General features: G+C 62.9%; 15 protein-coding genes. 4 read left to right on the top strand and 11 right to left on the bottom strand.

Going from position 1 to position 15,283, the window contains the following annotated elements; translation table 11 throughout:
• Nucleotides 1-196: 196 nt before the first annotated feature.
• Both C7453_RS08560 and lysA read right to left on the bottom strand, forming a co-directional pair.
• Nucleotides 197-3,022: a DUF4175 domain-containing protein gene (locus C7453_RS08560; RefSeq protein WP_114727139.1), complete on the bottom strand. Its 2,826-nt coding sequence runs from the start codon at nt 3,020-3,022 to the stop codon at nt 197-199.
• Between the two features lie 7 nt (nt 3,023-3,029).
• Nucleotides 3,030-4,388 (bottom strand): diaminopimelate decarboxylase, encoded by a 1,359-nt coding sequence (gene lysA / locus C7453_RS08565; RefSeq protein ID WP_114727140.1) that lies wholly within the window; start codon nt 4,386-4,388, stop codon nt 3,030-3,032.
• 117 nt (nt 4,389-4,505) lie between these two features.
• On the opposite strand from lysA, the gene C7453_RS08570 reads away from it, so the two are divergent.
• Nucleotides 4,506-4,910, top strand: a complete 405-nt coding sequence (locus tag C7453_RS08570) for a cytidine deaminase (protein ID WP_114727141.1) — start codon at nt 4,506-4,508, stop codon at nt 4,908-4,910.
• 4 nt (nt 4,911-4,914) lie between these two features.
• Here the strand turns inward: C7453_RS08570 and C7453_RS19135 are convergent, their stop codons facing one another.
• On the bottom strand, nt 4,915-5,310 hold the full coding sequence (locus C7453_RS19135) for a LytTR family DNA-binding domain-containing protein (protein WP_211311037.1): 396 nt from the start codon (nt 5,308-5,310) through the stop codon (nt 4,915-4,917).
• A 539-nt stretch (nt 5,311-5,849) separates the two neighbouring features.
• Here C7453_RS19135 and C7453_RS08580 point away from each other — a divergent pair.
• Nucleotides 5,850-6,350, top strand: coding sequence for a DUF6622 family protein (locus C7453_RS08580; protein WP_141288971.1), 501 nt, complete (start codon nt 5,850-5,852; stop codon nt 6,348-6,350).
• A gap of 24 nt (nt 6,351-6,374) precedes the next feature.
• On the opposite strand, the gene C7453_RS08585 is transcribed toward C7453_RS08580, so the two are convergent.
• Together C7453_RS08585 and C7453_RS18685 are read right to left on the bottom strand one after the other, a co-directional pair.
• Nucleotides 6,375-7,721, bottom strand: a complete 1,347-nt coding sequence (locus C7453_RS08585) for an O-antigen ligase family protein (RefSeq protein ID WP_245948934.1) — start codon at nt 7,719-7,721, stop codon at nt 6,375-6,377.
• A 159-nt stretch (nt 7,722-7,880) separates the two neighbouring features.
• On the bottom strand, nt 7,881-8,213 hold the full coding sequence (locus C7453_RS18685) for a hypothetical protein (RefSeq protein ID WP_141288970.1): 333 nt from the start codon (nt 8,211-8,213) through the stop codon (nt 7,881-7,883).
• A gap of 270 nt (nt 8,214-8,483) precedes the next feature.
• On the opposite strand from C7453_RS18685, the gene C7453_RS08590 reads away from it, so the two are divergent.
• Nucleotides 8,484-9,695 carry a tyrosine-type recombinase/integrase gene (locus tag C7453_RS08590; RefSeq protein WP_114727145.1) on the top strand — a complete coding sequence of 404 codons (1,212 nt, stop codon included), beginning with the start codon at nt 8,484-8,486 and terminating at the stop codon, nt 9,693-9,695.
• Nucleotides 9,696-9,726: 31 nt separating this feature from the next.
• Here the strand turns inward: C7453_RS08590 and C7453_RS08595 are convergent, their stop codons facing one another.
• The 3 genes from C7453_RS08595 to C7453_RS08610 all read right to left on the bottom strand — a co-directional run bounded on the left by C7453_RS08595 (nt 9,727) and on the right by C7453_RS08610 (nt 12,743).
• The gene (locus tag C7453_RS08595; RefSeq protein WP_114727146.1) at nt 9,727-10,110 is read right to left on the bottom strand and encodes a helix-turn-helix domain-containing protein; all 384 of its coding nucleotides are present in this window, start codon (nt 10,108-10,110) and stop codon (nt 9,727-9,729) included.
• Nucleotides 10,111-10,155: 45 nt separating this feature from the next.
• Nucleotides 10,156-10,425 (bottom strand): hypothetical protein, encoded by a 270-nt coding sequence (locus tag C7453_RS08600; RefSeq protein ID WP_114727147.1) that lies wholly within the window; start codon nt 10,423-10,425, stop codon nt 10,156-10,158.
• Nucleotides 10,426-11,492: 1,067 nt separating this feature from the next.
• On the bottom strand, nt 11,493-12,743 hold the full coding sequence (locus C7453_RS08610) for a site-specific integrase (protein ID WP_245948935.1): 1,251 nt from the start codon (nt 12,741-12,743) through the stop codon (nt 11,493-11,495).
• Between the two features lie 467 nt (nt 12,744-13,210).
• On the opposite strand from C7453_RS08610, the gene C7453_RS08615 reads away from it, so the two are divergent.
• Nucleotides 13,211-13,993 carry a hypothetical protein gene (locus C7453_RS08615; protein WP_114727149.1) on the top strand — a complete coding sequence of 261 codons (783 nt, stop codon included), beginning with the start codon at nt 13,211-13,213 and terminating at the stop codon, nt 13,991-13,993.
• Here the strand turns inward: C7453_RS08615 and C7453_RS08620 are convergent.
• Genes C7453_RS08620 through C7453_RS08625 form a run of 3 tightly spaced genes read right to left on the bottom strand, consistent with a single transcriptional unit; the run spans nt 13,919 to nt 15,280 of the window.
• Nucleotides 13,919-14,767: a hypothetical protein gene (locus C7453_RS08620; RefSeq protein ID WP_114727150.1), complete on the bottom strand. Its 849-nt coding sequence runs from the start codon at nt 14,765-14,767 to the stop codon at nt 13,919-13,921. The genes C7453_RS08615 and C7453_RS08620 overlap by 75 nt on opposite strands.
• A gap of 4 nt (nt 14,768-14,771) precedes the next feature.
• Nucleotides 14,772-15,032 carry a hypothetical protein gene (locus tag C7453_RS18690; protein WP_141288969.1) on the bottom strand — a complete coding sequence of 87 codons (261 nt, stop codon included), beginning with the start codon at nt 15,030-15,032 and terminating at the stop codon, nt 14,772-14,774.
• On the bottom strand, nt 15,029-15,280 hold the full coding sequence (locus C7453_RS08625; protein ID WP_307723117.1) for a helix-turn-helix domain-containing protein: 252 nt from the start codon (nt 15,278-15,280) through the stop codon (nt 15,029-15,031). The genes C7453_RS18690 and C7453_RS08625 overlap by 4 nt, the downstream gene beginning before the upstream one ends.
• Between the last annotated feature and the right edge of the window lie 3 nt (nt 15,281-15,283).

Here is a 15,283-nt window from a genome sequence, read left to right on the forward strand (position 1 = left end):
CGGTGCTCACGGCCATCAAGGCCGCTCCGCTCCGGTGCTCGGAAACACACACCGGCCGCGGCCCTGCGGGCCGCTCTCGCTCACCAGCCCACGTTTCCCCCCACAAATTCCGAGTCTCACGCCGACCAGTAAACGATCTGGCGTTCGCGGCCTTTCGGCCGCTCCGCTTCGATGTTCGCCCTGACGCTGGCAGTTTTCAGAACGGCTTCAGCAGGCGATCCAGATAATCCAGTTCGTCGCGCGGACGGGTGCGGTCGGAATCCCGGCGACGCAACTCCTGCTCAATCTCGCGGGCACGCTCGCGCGACATCGCATCGGGCACATGGGTATCGGCATCGATTCCCTCCTTGCCCTCGCCAGTCCGCCGGCCCAGTGGATCGCGGTCCCCCTTTTCGTCTTCCTGCGCGCTTTCGCCGGAATCCTCGCCATCGCCCGGCTTGCCGCCACCGGAACTGTTCGAGAAGCCCGGCAGGAAACTGGTCATGCCGCTGCCGCCCGATCCCTTCATGGCCTGATGCATCTGCTGGTCGCCCTTCTGCAGGTCGGCCAGGGCCTTGCGCTGCGCCGCCGCCGCCGCCGCGTCATCGCCACCGGCCAGCGCGGTACGTGCGTTCTTGATCGACTGTCCCGCGTCGGCAAAGCCGGACGGCGCGTCCTTCCCCGTCAGTCCCTTGAATTCACGCCCCAACTCACCCAGCGCCCGCCCCAGCGCGCGCTGCATGGCCCGGTCATTCCCTCGCGCGGCCTCGTCGCCCGGCATATCCTCGCCCCGCTGGCCCGGCCCGGACGACGGCGCCCCCTTTGCCGCCCCATCGGCGGCAGCACTCCCCGGCGGCGGACCGCCCTGCTGGCCGGACTGCTCGTCCTGCATTCCGGGCAACGGCCGCAGGCCAAGACGACGCATCAGTTCGGCAGCCGGCATCGTCGTCAGATCACCATCCGAATCCGCCTCTTCTTCCTGCTTCGCCCGCCGCTCGGCCTCGGCCTTGTCCCGCGCGCGCTGCACACGATCGAGGCGCGCCTGGCTGTGATCCAGCAGGCCGGACTGGCGGGCAATCAGGTCCCGCAGCGCCGCCTGCTGCTCGGCGGCCTGCTGGCGCGCCATCATCTGCGCCGCCAGGTTCGCCATGTCCTGCGGCGAGGCCGTGCGCATATGTTCCAGCATGTCTTCCATGCGCTGCATCATCTGCATCGCATCGGCGGAGCGGCCATTCTTCGCCGCATCCTGCATCTGCTGCATCATTTTCGACAGCGCGCGGTCCCCATCCTGGGTCATCCCAGGCAAATCGGGGATCGCGGTATGCGACTGCAACGCCTGTTGGGCCAGCGCCTGCATCCGGCGGGAAATCGCCTGACGCAACGCCTCCATCCGCCGCTGCAATTCGCTCTGTTCGGCAGGTGACTGACCCTGCGCTCCCAATGCCCGCATGCGGTTCAACTGCGCGGTCACGGCATCCTGCGCCGCGCGAACATCCAGCGCCGCCTGGGCACCGGCCTGCCCGCCATGCCGCACATCCTCGATCTCCAGCGCCAGATACCACAGCCGCGCCACCACCTGATCCAGCGCCGCCTGATGCGCCACATCGGTGCTCTCCAGCAGAGCCGCCGCCGCCGCAAGGTTCAGCAGCATCCCCGCATCGGCCTGGAACGGATCAGGCATCTCCCCCAGCGCCGCCAGATCGGCAGCGCCCTCGGCCGTTCCTTCACGCCCCAGCGCCAGCCGGCGCCTGATATCCAGCACGGCCTTGGCCACCGGGCTGGTGAACTTGCGCGCACCAAGACGGAATCGCGCCTCGGGGCTCTTCCCCTGCTGCCCGCTGGTGCTGGTCGCCACCAACCGTCCCACGACCTCTTCGCCCGCCCAGGGATCGGCCGAAAGATCAGGCGTGGTCACGCCGGACGCATCGCGCGGCTGGCCATCCAGCGGAATCGGCACGCTCAACACCCGCCCGGCCGCCGCTCCCTTGCCCTGCGGCGCCAGTCGCAACTCGGCATGCAGCGACGCAATGCCATAGGCCTGCTTGGCGGCATAAGGCAGCCGCGTGCGCCATTCGCCGGCAGCGCTGCCCGGCCGCGCACCCCACGCCACCGTCGGCGCCGCGTCCGGCATGACCGTCACGGTCCAGTCGCTGAAGGTCCGCCCCCGCCCGCGCAGCGCCAGCGTCGCACTGCCCAGCAGTTTGATCTCCGCCGACCAGCTTCCCGGCCCCAGCGCGCGGAACCGTTCGTCCGCCACGGCAGGCCCCGCCCCCATCGGCGCAACACGTACACTCGGCCGCCCATGCAGATCCGTCACGCTGACACTCAGGACCGATCCCTGGGGCACCGTCGCCTGCCCCGTACGCTCGTCCAGAAATACCGGTGCGCCAGGCGCATAGGCCGGCAGCGTAATCCAAGCCTGAATATGCGGCCGCGCCGCCCCCGGATCGTCCAGTCCCGGCCAGAACGCCGCCGCAAGCCGTCCCGGCACCTCAGGCCCGGCCCAGCCCAAAGCCGCCAGCAGAGCCACCGGCACGACAATCCCCAGACGCCAGGGGTCCTGCGCGCCAGCCCACAGCCGCGGCCATCCCGACCGCAACCGGCCGATCGCATGGCCCGTGCGCCATAGATGCGCCGCCCACAATCCCGCCTGTTCCGTGCCGCCCGTCGCCGGATGGTCGGCCAGCGTCTGCAACGGCCGATGCGCCAGCCCCGACGCCCGCTCGATCCGCCGGTCGATATCGTCCGGCGTCGGCGCCACCACCCGTCGCCCCCGCCAGACGATCCACCCCACGCAGGCACCGGCCAGCAGGGCCAGGATCACCCCACGCAACAGGTCGGACAACGCCTGCGGCAGCCCCAGCAGGCCCGCGATCATGTAGGCGGCCAACACCCCCAGCACCGGCAGCACGACAGGCCGCAGCGCCTCGATCCACAAGACCAGCCGCGCCCGATGCCGCGCCGCCGCCAGACGCACCGCGAACGGCACGACGGAAGACGCCCGCGCCCCGTCATTCCCCAGGGATGTGGACCCGCCCACCATGCCGGGCTCAGCCGCCCGCCGGCGCGGGCATCACCCAGTCGGGAATCCGGTCCGCCGCCCACAGGCTCTCCACGGGCTGGCGCTCGCGGATCACCGACCAGCGCCCGCCATCCACCAGCACCTGGGCTGCCAGCGGCCGGCCGTTATAAGTGGAACTCATGACCGCCCCATAAGCACCGGTATCCAGCAGCGCCACCCGCGCGCCCTCATCCAGACGCGGCAGAAACCGCCCATCCGCAAAGGAATCCGCACTTTCGCAGACCGGCCCGACCACATTCACCGCCTCCACCGGCCGCGTCGCATCGCGCGCCGAAACCGGCAGAATCCCATGCCATGCCTCATAAAGACTGGGCCGCATCAGGTCGTTCATCGCCGCGTCCAGGATCAGGAAGGACGGCAATCCATCCTCGCCGGCCTTGCGCAGAATCACCCGCGACAGCAGCAATCCGGCCGACCCCGCCAGCCAGCGCCCCGGCTCGATCGCCAGCCGCACATCCAGATCGCCCAGTTCAGCCCGGATCGCCCCGGCCAGAGCCTCCGGCGCGCCCTCGACCTCATCGCGATAGGTGATGCCAAGCCCCCCGCCACAATCGACCAGACTGACCGGCAGTCCTCGCGCCCGTACCGCACGCACCAGGTCAGCCACCCGCGCGAACGCGGCCCGATAAGGCGCCATGGCAACGATCTGGCTGCCGATATGCACCGAGAACCCCAGCGGCTTCAGCCCCGGCAACGAAGCCGAACGCTCGTACAGCGCGGCCGCGCGGGCATAGGCAATGCCGAACTTGTTGGTCGAAAGCCCCGTGGTGATCTTCTCGTGCGTGCCAGCATCCACGTCGGGATTCACCCGCAGCGTTATCGGCGCCACCCAGCCGGACGACGCGGCGACGTCGGAGAGAATATCCAGTTCCTCGGCACTCTCGACCGCGATGTGGCCAATGCCTTCGGCGAGCGCCAGCGCCATTTCCTCGCGCGTCTTGCCCACGCCCGAAAACACGATCCGCCCCGCCGGCACCCCCGCCGCACGGGCACGGCGCAGTTCGCCTCCGCTGACCACATCGGCCCCGGCCCCCTCCGCCGCCAGAATACGCAGCACGGCCAGATGATCGTTCGCCTTCACCGCGAAATGGATCGACGGCGCCAGCCCCGCCCCGCGCATCGCACCATCCAGCAGGCGATAGCGCGCCCGCAGCGTTCCCGCCCCCATGACCCATGTCGGCGTACCGACCGCATCCGCAATCGCGTTCAGCGGCACATCCTCCAGCGTCAGGCCGTCAAGGGCATGCATCGACAGATGCGGGCGCGCGGCCAGCAGGTCGGCAACGGTCGGGTCCTGCTCGGCAGGCGAAGAGGGGCAATCCAGCATGGATCGAGAATACCGGCACGGCGCCCCGGTTCCAAGCGCCACAGACCCCGCATGCTGTTCTTTCGCCATATGATCCGATAGAGGGTTCATCAGGCTGCACAAACCAGGGAGGCCACAATGTCCGACGACACGCTGATCGACGCCGCGATCGCCGTCCGCACCAACGCCTACGCCCCCTATTCGCGCTTTCTGGTCGGCGCGGCCCTGCATGACGCCGACGGCCGCCTCTTCGTCGGCTGCAATACCGAAAACGCCGCCTACCCCGAGGGCATCTGCGCCGAAGGCGGGGCAATCTCGGCCATGGCGGCCGCCGGCGGCCGGCGCATCACGGATATCGTCATCTGCGGCGGCGGCGACCGCGCCTGCGCCCCCTGCGGCGGATGCCGTCAGAAAATCCGCGAATTCGGCGCTCCGGACCTGAGAATCCGCATGGTCAACCCATCCGGCGACGTACTGCTGGTCCGCACCCTGGCCGAACTGCTGCCCGACGCCTTCGGCCCCGAAGACCTGGCGACAGCCTGAGGCTCTATAGCCAGCCGACCGCCCGGCAAGCCGCGACACGCGCCTTGCTGACGGGAATACTGAGCCCCGAGGGCAATTCCAGTTGCCAGGACTGCCCCCGGCGCGCGGCCAGAGGCGCCGCATGCATCGCCACCCAGAACGAACGATGCACCTGTAACCCCGCCTCCTCGCCCAGACTGTCGATCGCATCGCGCAGGCGCAGCAGCGCCAGCGCCTGCCCCCTGTCGGTATGAATCCGCAGATAATGATCCTCCGCCGCGAGCGCGAGCAGCCGCGCCCCCGCCAGGTCCGGGGCATGCCGCCCAAGGAAATCGCGGCACGGCACACCGTCCGCGATAGACACCCGCGCCGGCGCAAGCTCACCGGAAACCACGCCCCGCGTCGCAGACCGCTGCCCCATATCCCATAGCGAATAGCGGCCAGAATGAACGCAAGCCCCATCGCATCGGCATAGAACAGGGCAAAGTCGCCGAACGTGCCGACGGTCCCGTGGATAACAAGCATGCACAACGGCACAGCGGGGACGGACGCAATCCCCAGCGTCAGAAGATAACCCCGAAAGAATGCCCGGCCGCCTGCGCGCCCAATGCCAAACCGCCGCGTCACGCCGTCGCGTACCAGCCACACCGCCACTTCCCAGATCGCGATACAGGCCAGCCATTCGACCGCCCGTCGCGGCAGCGGCAGATGCGCGCTGCCCCATGGGGCCAGGAACGTCATGGCGATGGCGGTCGCAAAGGCAAAGCCGGCTCGCCGCTTCAGGTCACACCGCATCTCCGCCAGCGCATCGTCCAAGGCGTCCCCCATTCACGCTTCGCGAACGGCATATAAGCATCCATTCGCGAAAACGACGAGACACTGACGAAACCGGCCCTGCCCGCAACATCCGATCTCCGCAACATGACGTGGTCGACCCACCAACCACGAACGGAGAATCCCGTGTCTGCCCCGATGATCGTCTCGCATGTGCCGCTATGGGTCTGGCTGCTGCTGGCCTATCTGGTCTGGCAGGGCTCCCAAGCCCTGTCCGACCATACCGTTCCGCTGCGCCGGGTGGTACTGGTGCCGATCGTGTTCATCATCTGGGGCCTCTCGGGCCTGATCTCACGATCCGAAGGAAGCATGGCCCCCTCCCTGACCTGGATGGTGGCGGCGGCAAGCCTGATACCGGCCGGCTACCGGATCGGACCACGACACATGACGATCGACCGCGCGCGCGCACTCGTGCACCGCACAGGCACCCCCTGGCCGCTGGTGCGGAATGTCAGCCTGTTCGCCGCGCAATTCGCCATCGGCATGGCAATAGCAATGCGACCGGAACAACAGTTCGCGCTGGGCCTGCTGCGCGCCGCACTATCCGGCGCGCTGGCAGGCTATTTCCTGGGCTGGGCACTGGCCTTCCGCCGCCAGTACGAGGACGCTGGCCGCATGACGGCTTAAACGCCCCGCGAGAGCCCGGTACGATCACAAACGACGATCGCCCCGGCTCTCACCCGCGATATCGGCCGAGGCCGCGAGCCCCCAGCCGACCATCAGAAAGATCCAGCCCGCCGTGCGCACCGTGAACAGCGCACTGCTGGACGCCAGCGGCCACAGCATCACACAACTCGTCACGCACAGCATCGCCTGCTGCGGCGCCTGCACCGGCGACAGCGCCCGGATCATCCGCCACAACCAGCACACCACCATGGCCAGGAAACAGACCAGCCCCACCAGCCCCGCCGTGGTCGCCACATCCAGATAGATATTATGCGGATGAATGTTGCACCCGGTCGCGACGCCATGGCTCGGGAAGGTACGGCCGAACAGCACAAGATCGCGAACATAGGCCGGGTCGGCACAGGCATTCCTGAACCCGTCCACCCCCACCCCCAACCAAGGATGCTCCTCCAGCATGACCCCGGCACGGATATAGATCTGCCCATAGGGGCTGTCGGAAAAATGCTGCATCTGCTCCAGGAAACGAACCACCAGCTTCGCGTAGGCCGGCGGCGACAGCACGGGCAGCAGGGCCAACCCCACCGCGCCCACCAATCCGGCGGCCAGCACCGGCCAGCGCAGCCGGCGGATCAGCACGGCCATGACGACCAGTCCCAGCCCGAACAGCAGCGCGGGCATACGCTGCCCGATCAGAATCATCGTCAGTGTCAGGAACATGATCAGCCCGATACCAGCCAGCCGCGTCCGCCACGCCGGCGCCTCCAGCCATCGCACGGCAAAAACCATCAGGCCCGGAAAAACGACCATCAGCAGTGCCGCCCCCGCACGCGGCTTGTAGAACGGCCCGGTCAGCGCGCCATCCACCCAGCGCGGATACCCCCACAGATTGGTTCCCAGCAGATATTGCTGCCAGCATTCCACGACCAGCCACAGAGCGGCCAACGTCACCGACACCCCCAGCCAGCGCCGCACAGCGCCATCGCGCAGCACCCAGCGTTCCAGCGCCACGCAGAACAGCAGGAATCGCCCCAGCACGAACGCCTCGGCCACTGCATGGCCGGTGCCATGCATCACCGACGACAGGATCGCGCATCCCCAGAACGCCAGGGCGAACACCGGCCACCCCCGCCACCAGCCGCGATCACGCACGCACACGCAATGCAATAGAAACAGCACGGCGACACAGGTCATGAATCCGTCACTGATCGCCCGCCCCCGCAACAGGAAGAACGGCAACATCAGGGTCATCGCCACGGCGATTCCGCGCATCACGCCATCGGGCACGCCCAGGCGCCCGTCTACCTTTTCCACCATCATCCCCACATAACGCCGCTTGCCTGTTCGTAGTCCCCCATACAGGCGCACACGCATCCCTGGCGACCAGACAGTCCGGCACGAATTGTTTCAACACCTGACGATGAAACGCGCATGCGCGGCAATCTGCTCCGCCCCGATGTCAGAGCGCCACGCCCGTCCGTTCATCATCCGCTCCTCCTGAAACCATTCTTCACTGGTCAGGCGCGATTGAATTCAGGAGAAAGCGCCAACGCCTCCAGCAGCGTGCCGCTTGACCAGCTGTCCGCCCATAAACACGCAGTTCGACAGGTCAGGGAAAGCCGGGTAGGACAAAAAATCGCAGCATCCAGGCAGATAGCCGCAGGTTGATCCCTGCCCATTATTCTGTTGCCGAAATGCGGAGACGATGAACGGCACCGCCCGTTCCACTAAACAGACCCTCATCGGCATGACGGCGTATGAAATCAGGCTCTTTCCTGACGGACGCCCCGCAGGAGAATCGTTCAGACCCTTCCCGATAAAAATATGGAATACCGCGCGGCCAATCCTCCTGGGATCACGCAGCACGGTCGTGTCCGACAGAGTTTTCCACCAAATTTGTGAAAAAGGCATACGGCATGCCGAACAGGCACACCATGCGTCAGACCAGTATCTATTTTCAGGAAAGGAAAGTTGGCGGAGGGGATGTCCACCTAATCCATGTCCCCCACTGTGTCTGAGCGTTCCATATTTCTTAGTATTAATAGGATATTGTGTGGTTCATTGTGTCCGGATGTCCCTGGTTGACCCCTGAAAGCCCGGTTTCTAAGATGGGTACCAAGAGGGGTACAGAACAACATGAGCCGGCGCTCACCACATCAGTTGACCGTGCGGCAAGTCGCCGCGTTAAAGGAAGGTGCCCAGGCGGACGGCGGCAACCTATGGGTCGTCGCAAAAGGCGGATCCAAGGTATGGACCTTCCGCTACACCAGCCCCAAGACGGGCAAGCGCCGCGAGATGGGGCTAGGCTCGGCAGTGAATGTCAGCCTAGTCGAGGCCCGTAAGCGCGCCGCCGACTGCCGCCATGCCCTGCTTGTCGGCGTTGACCCCTTGGAGCAACGGCGCGCCGAAGAGGCAGCGGCCAAGCGGGAACAGGGCCTCACCTTCCAGCAGGTGGCCGAGCGCTACATCACTGAGCAGTCGCCTGGGTGGCGGGACATGCGAGCAGCGGCAACCTGGACGGCATCGCTCGAACTGAATGCCTTTCCGGTTTGTGGCGCCACACCGGTAGAGGCCATGGGCACAGATGCCGTGCTGGAGGTTCTTCGCCCCATATGGGCGACCAAGACGGAGACGGCGAGTCGCATACGCGGCCGAATCGAGCGCATCCTTGACTATGCGCGGACCCATGGTTGGCGCAGCGGGGAGAATCCGGCTCGATGGAAAGGCCATCTGGCTGCCATCCTACCAAAGCCGACAGCCGTGGCGAAGATTGAGCACCATGCGGCTGTGGACCGAAAGGGAATCAGCAGGGTGATGGCGGCCCTGGCCATGTCCAGTGGCGTGGCCGCGAAGGCTGTGCGATTCGCCTGCCTGACGGCGGCCCGATCCGGCGAAGTGCGGGCAGCGGTGTGGTCGGAGATCGATCTGACCGAAGGGACGTGGGCCGTGCCAGCACACAAGATGAAGGCCGGGAAAGAGCATCGGGTTCCACTGACCAACGGTGCGCTGGCTATCCTGCGCGAGGTCGAGCCGCTGCGAGACCCGAGGGCTGGCGACCTGGTGTTCCCCGGTCAGAAGCGCGGGAAGCCGCTATCCGATGTGGCGTTGTCCAAGGCCCTGCACTTAGCGGCAGGGACGAAGGATGTCACTGTCCATGGTCTGCGGTCCACCTTCCGCGACTGGGCGGCCGAGGAAACCGACTATCCCCGGGAGGTGGCCGAAATGGCCCTAGCGCATGCGATCGGAGACAAGGTGGAGGCCGCATACCGCCGGGGGGATCTGTTCGAGAAGCGCCGGCAGATGATGGATGACTGGGCGCGGTGGGTGGCTTCATCAACCCGCAACTGATTACGTCGTCATAATCAGCCGAACGCAAAGCTTACGTTTTCTTCGCCGCAGCCTCGGCGATCCCCTTCATGGCAGCGAGGACGATCGGCCGCTGATCCGTAGGGATCTTCCGGATGAGCGCCAGAAGATCCAGTTCCAGCTTATTCTGCGCGGATGCCAGTATCTCGGGATCATGGCCGGTCAGCAGCCACTCGATCGAAGTGCCGAGAGCCTGGGCGAGCCCCTCGAGCCTTTCTTTTTTGGGGGATGCACGTCCCGTCTCATATTGAGTGATCGCCCCATGGGTCAGCCCGGCAGCCTCTCCGAGCTCTCTCGTGGTAAGGCCCAGAAGGTCCCGCTTTTCTCGGATGCGCGCCCCGATTTCGGGGGCCCTTTCGCTGCGTGGGCGTCGGCGGTGAAGATGCGTCTGGTTCATGACCCATCCTCGCCCGGTCAGTTGGGGCCGTAAAGGTCGCGGCCCCTACCGCCCCAACTCCTGGCAGATGATCTCCGCGTTGGTCAGCAGGCGCTTGGTCTCGTCGGCCGTGGCCTCCGCCATCACCTCGGCGGGGAGCGGCATCGGGATCAGGTCCAGGAACGCCCGGTCCTTCTGGAGACGGCGCAGGATCGCCGCGGCTTCCACCCGCTGCACTGTTGGCATGGCTACCAGCATGGCGGTCAGCAGCATGGCATGTGCCTGATTCTGGCCCTTCAGGCGAGCGATGGCATCTTCGAGTTCGGCCGGTGTCACGGTGCGGTAGCCCTGTCATTGGTGCCGGGCCGTGCCCGTAGCATGTCCTATGACAGACCGTGGTGGACGCTGGGAAGGCCGCCCCCTTTGGATTGACCGCATGACCCCGGGGAAGCGCCGCGCGAGTGGAAAGATTCGAGCACGCTGCCGTGCCGGCCGCTGGGCGGCTCGGCTTGGGCGGACGCATGTCAGACCCGGCACAGTGCGCATGTGCTGGCGGAGCGTCTTTCCGAGATGTCTAAACGAGCGGCAGGTGCGGTGCAGGAGGTCGTTCCTCAGATGTGAGGAACGGGAGAGCCTACCGAGCCCAAGCCTCGGACAGCATAAGGCGCGCCAGGCCTGCGTTGTCTCCCGCACCAGACTGCCGCGTCGTCCTGCTGTGTCCGTTCGGGCTGTAAACCGTGATCATCCCGCCTTTTACGATATAGTGTCCGATGATCTCGCCGTCTCGATGGACGGCAATTTTGTCCCCGCTCATACGGACTTCTCCTCCGACGAATTTTCTATCTTAGGGGGCCAAATAGGCACTCCGACATACTCGAAAAGTTCCGCAGCTATTTCCGGCGGAACCGACACGCGCCCATTAGGGGCCATCTCCGAAAAAGCGATCCATTGCTTGGCAGTGCTGGACCACCATCCCCAAAGTTGGCACCCTAACTCTCGAGACAGATCGCGGAGTGCATGCGGTCCATCTCTGAGAGGTTCAGGCGGAAGGCCGTTCCAATGTACCGTAGCCAAGCGATTTCCCTTCCCTGGATGACGTCACTCAATCTTCATCCTCGCGCGGCCCGCTCATCTCGTAAAGGCTGTATGGCGACACGTGGCTCCGCCGAAACTGCGCCGACATTACAAAATCGGGTCGGACCGGTCGGGCCGGTCGGGCCATCCCTTGCGGAATGGCGGTTTTCTGCTGTTTATCGAGCGCGAGTCTCTGGCCCGATCATCAAATCGCAAGTCGGGCCGGTCGGGCCAAAGCCGAGGAGATATAGACATCGTGAAACTGGTGATGATGCTGGCGTGTAGGCGGCAGGAAACCAGCATTTTAACCAGGCCGGCGCCTCACCATTTCAACTGCGATTTTGCGGGCAGCGTTGTCCGATTTTCGCCATGGCCTCGCGCGCGAGCCGCTCCTGATCCACGGCGAGCGTATATCGCTGGACTTCGGCAAGCGTCTTGTGACCCGTGATGGCGGCGATCTGGTGGGCTGTGCATCCGGCCTCTGCAAGGCGCCGCGCTGCTGCCTTCCGAAGCCCGTGAGGGCTTAGGCCGGCAGGAAGGCCCGCCGCCTTAACCCATCCCGCGAAGCGATTATAGAACCCGACGGGTGACGATGGGTTGCCCTGTACAGTATCCAGGAACGTTCCTTTTGCTGGGTCGGACCGCCCAATCTCAACCGCCAGCGCCGGATGGATAGGGATGAGCAGGCTTGCTCCGGTTTTGACCTGCTGAACTGCAAGCAGTCCATCGCCAATGTGCGCTCGCCCCATGGCGACTACATCGCTGCGACGTTGCCCAGTATATAAGAGCAGGGCGAGCGCCATCCGTTGGATGCTGCCGGAGGGCCAGCGAGCTTCATACCGGGCGATTTCGTCCTCGGTCCAAGATTTCGCACCGGCCGCTTTCTCTTTGAGCCGCTTAACACCTAAAGTCGGATCGGATTGAACCCGACCATCCGCCACAGCGAAATCGAATAGGAGCCGAAATAGCCGTAGCCAGTGGTTTGCAGCCGCCGGCGTACTGGCCCGGCGGGCGACGAATCGTCGGATATGCTGGGGCTCGAAGTGGGCCAAGAGATGCATGGCGTAGTCCTCGGCCTGCATCCGCATGAGGATACGACGATAGTTCGTCTGGGTTGGCGCCTTGAGTTGCTGGAACTTGGCCGACCGAAGCCAATCTTCTATCAGTGCGGTCAGAGTGTCGGTCGCACGTCTTGTTCTTTCCTCAGTTTGTGCCTGCTGGCCGAGTTCGGCCCGAAACGCTGCCCAGAACTCAGGTGAATTGGTTGCCGGCAGCGGCCCCTGGGGCAACCTCTGGTGCCGGAAAGACAGGCGAACATGACTGACCTCTTTGTCCCTCAGTTCGTCGACCCACTTGTCCAAATCCTCAATCAAGAAAGACTTCCGCTTTGGAGTAATGCGGATTTCTCTTATTGCCGGAGCAACGATGCTCATGAATGTCGATTGCGATATCGAGAGGTAAAGGGCGGAATCCTTTGCCGACAATAAACGCGGACGAACCTGAACCAAACGAGTGCCGAGGTCGGTTGGTTGCCTTCTCATGGCTTCAGGTCCCCTGGGTGACGGCCGCGCTTCTTCCATTCAGCAGATCAAACGTTTCCCTGCTGATCTGGGTCATGTCGAGATACCGATCGGCTTTACACTTTCCTGTGCGTAAGATGCTCAGCCCCTGTTGGCGACTGAACGCGTCCTGCGGAGCAAGGTAGCCAAAGGGCAAGTACGGCTTCTGTCGGCGAAATCGGCAGCGACGTCATCTTGAGCTAATGCAGTCCCCATCCTGATAGCAGTCGATACGGCTAATAATGACGCTAGATGGCCGTAGTGGCGTTTTTTTCGCTGCTCGGCTTCGTAATGGATGCAGGAATTTCTGACCACTAACGAATTAATTGTTTATAAACAGATAAATTTACTAAATATTAACCATATAATTTACATTTATAAAATTACTTTGAAAGAATAAAGTATTAAATGAGGGTGATCAAACCATTATTTTTAGAAATAAGTAATAAATTCCACGGGCAATCTCGCCCCAGAGGAATATTGCTTATATGGAAACGCAACTCCGTCCATTGCTGGACGCGATTGAGATCAACCACGGTCCAAAAATTGAACTCGGCAGATACTTTCTTCAACTTGCAGAGGAAGCTCGCAAACTTGGTATATCGTTGCATATGGGGCGCGGTAGCGATCGCTTGAATGAAGTGAACAAGCACCACCAAGACACCTGGGAGCCATTGGCCCCCGTCTATAATCCTGATCTATCAGGCATTAACGAGGATAATGCCATCTACGTCGAAGGACAGCATGAGGGTGATCCCGTGGCTACGCTGATTCTGCGCCGGTACGACTGGCCGAAAAGCACGTTACGCGAGGAATGGGAGGCTGGCCGCTTTGCATATCGCGATCCAGATGCCCAGATGGACCCACAAGAAAAATGGATTGCTGAAGCCCCGATGGCGTCCTCTATTTCTGGCCGCGTCGTATTCGCTGGTGGATTGTGGTGCCATCCGAGCTTTCGTCGCAAGCGGGTACCCGTGTTGACGGTGGCGCTGATGCGGAGCATTTCACTTGCCGTTTGGAATCCAGATTTTGCCATTGGCATGATAAAGACCGGCCCCTTGGCGCGGATGTTGCTACCCCTTTATGGGAATCCACCGGTACAGCCTGGCATGAAAATTACCGGTGCTTGGAGCACTTTTGAGAGCATCTTGAGTTGGGAAACGCCCGCAGTGCTGACGAATCATGTGCTGAGAAATTTAGCACCTGCGAACCAACCTAACCATCGGGACAGAGCAAACGAAGGTATCCGAAGCACTGGTTCGCCACGGTAAAACCAACCGTTCATAGCGACACCAAAATCTGGAGCCATCGAGGCGTGTCATAAGCGCCTCGATGAGTTCCAATCGCGCTGTTTGCTGGTGGGTCGCGGCAAAATAGCTACGAGTGGTCGGGATGGTATAATCTCTGTCAGGCAAGTCCCGGACGTCACGTCCTAAGAAGTTGTCGCAGGAGACATCTCCATATGACCTGTAGCTTTGCGGCCATGCTTCGATCAAGCAGCGGTCCCGGCCGGGCATCCATACCACGCCGCCACCTCCGAATGCGGCGTCTTCGGCAAGACTGGCTATATTCTGCGTGGTGACATAGCGGTTTTCTTGCTTCCAAATTTCGAATGCCGCTCGCAAGCTGGCTCGTTTCGGGTCCTCCAGCCGATCAAGGGATAAGCCGATTATGCTAGGAGAGCCAGGCAGTTCCTCTTTGTCCGACGTTGCAGCTTGCAGAGAAACCAGTCGAGCGACAGTGTCGTTGATATTCCGTATCACTTCCAAGGGAGAAAAGGACGTGCCAACGCGTTCGAGAACAAAACGCAGCTTTCCATCATACAGGATGATCTCAAGTACGGTTTGGAGGCAGGCCGCCGGGAACAATGCCGGTTGAAAACGAATGCGCGTATAGCTTGGAAATGTCGCTACGGCTGCGAAGCCAAGGTTTTTGATTGCGTAAGAAATCAGATCGATGTCTTGTCCAAAATACCCAATGTATTGAAAAAACTCTTGGGTTCCTGGGTAAAATATTTTTCCGTCCGGTCCAATGAGTAGGATCATTTTTCTATTTTCTCTTTAATGAATCAATAATATTTTTCGCCATATCAATGAATTCTTCAGATATCCGTATAATTACAGTATTACCCCTAGCCTTTCCGGGATCATCTGAGAACTCAATGAAAATATCATCCCCTCCAGTTGGGTATATTCTATCAATATGCATCTTCGAACGAACGGGCTTGGCGGTTGCTTTGCGGGGATGGCTCGTCGCCGAAAAACTTTCGCGCAGAAGGGCGGCTAGTTCTGCCGGCACGTGCTTGCTCACGTAGTGATTTCCTTCCTCAACCGCACCCCAGCCCCTCCGCCGTTCTCGGCTATGAACTCCACCCCGGCGGTCTCCAGGGCGGCGCGTATGGAGGCCAAATTGCTCGGATGGGGCGTGCGGGCGCCACGCTCAAAGTCTTTGACCGTGGGCCTGGAGATGCCAGCAGCTTCTGCCAAGCGCTCCTGGCTCCATTCGAGCATGGCTCGGGCGCCTCGGCACTGAGCTGGCAAGAGGTTAGGATGCGGCACTAT

It is taken from the genome of Gluconacetobacter liquefaciens (assembly GCF_003350405.1).
Taxonomy (GTDB): Bacteria; Pseudomonadota; Alphaproteobacteria; order Acetobacterales; family Acetobacteraceae; genus Gluconacetobacter; species Gluconacetobacter liquefaciens.

What these genes read in the sequence shown, in the direction of transcription:
- C7453_RS08560 (WP_114727139.1), bottom strand. Translation starts at nt 3,022, where the DNA reads ATGGTGGGCGGGTCCACATCCCTGGGGAATGACGGGGCGCGGGCGTCT.
- lysA (WP_114727140.1), bottom strand. Translation starts at nt 4,388, where the DNA reads ATGCTGGATTGCCCCTCTTCGCCTGCCGAGCAGGACCCGACCGTTGCC.
- C7453_RS08570 (WP_114727141.1), top strand. Translation starts at nt 4,506, where the DNA reads ATGTCCGACGACACGCTGATCGACGCCGCGATCGCCGTCCGCACCAAC.
- C7453_RS19135 (WP_211311037.1), bottom strand. Translation starts at nt 5,310, where the DNA reads ATGGGGCAGCGGTCTGCGACGCGGGGCGTGGTTTCCGGTGAGCTTGCG.
- C7453_RS08585 (WP_245948934.1), bottom strand. Translation starts at nt 7,721, where the DNA reads ATGCGTGTGCGCCTGTATGGGGGACTACGAACAGGCAAGCGGCGTTAT.
- C7453_RS08590 (WP_114727145.1), top strand. Translation starts at nt 8,484, where the DNA reads ATGAGCCGGCGCTCACCACATCAGTTGACCGTGCGGCAAGTCGCCGCG.
- C7453_RS08595 (WP_114727146.1), bottom strand. Translation starts at nt 10,110, where the DNA reads ATGAACCAGACGCATCTTCACCGCCGACGCCCACGCAGCGAAAGGGCC.
- C7453_RS08610 (WP_245948935.1), bottom strand. Translation starts at nt 12,743, where the DNA reads ATGGAAGAAGCGCGGCCGTCACCCAGGGGACCTGAAGCCATGAGAAGG.
- C7453_RS08615 (WP_114727149.1), top strand. Translation starts at nt 13,211, where the DNA reads ATGGAAACGCAACTCCGTCCATTGCTGGACGCGATTGAGATCAACCAC.
- C7453_RS08620 (WP_114727150.1), bottom strand. Translation starts at nt 14,767, where the DNA reads ATGATCCTACTCATTGGACCGGACGGAAAAATATTTTACCCAGGAACC.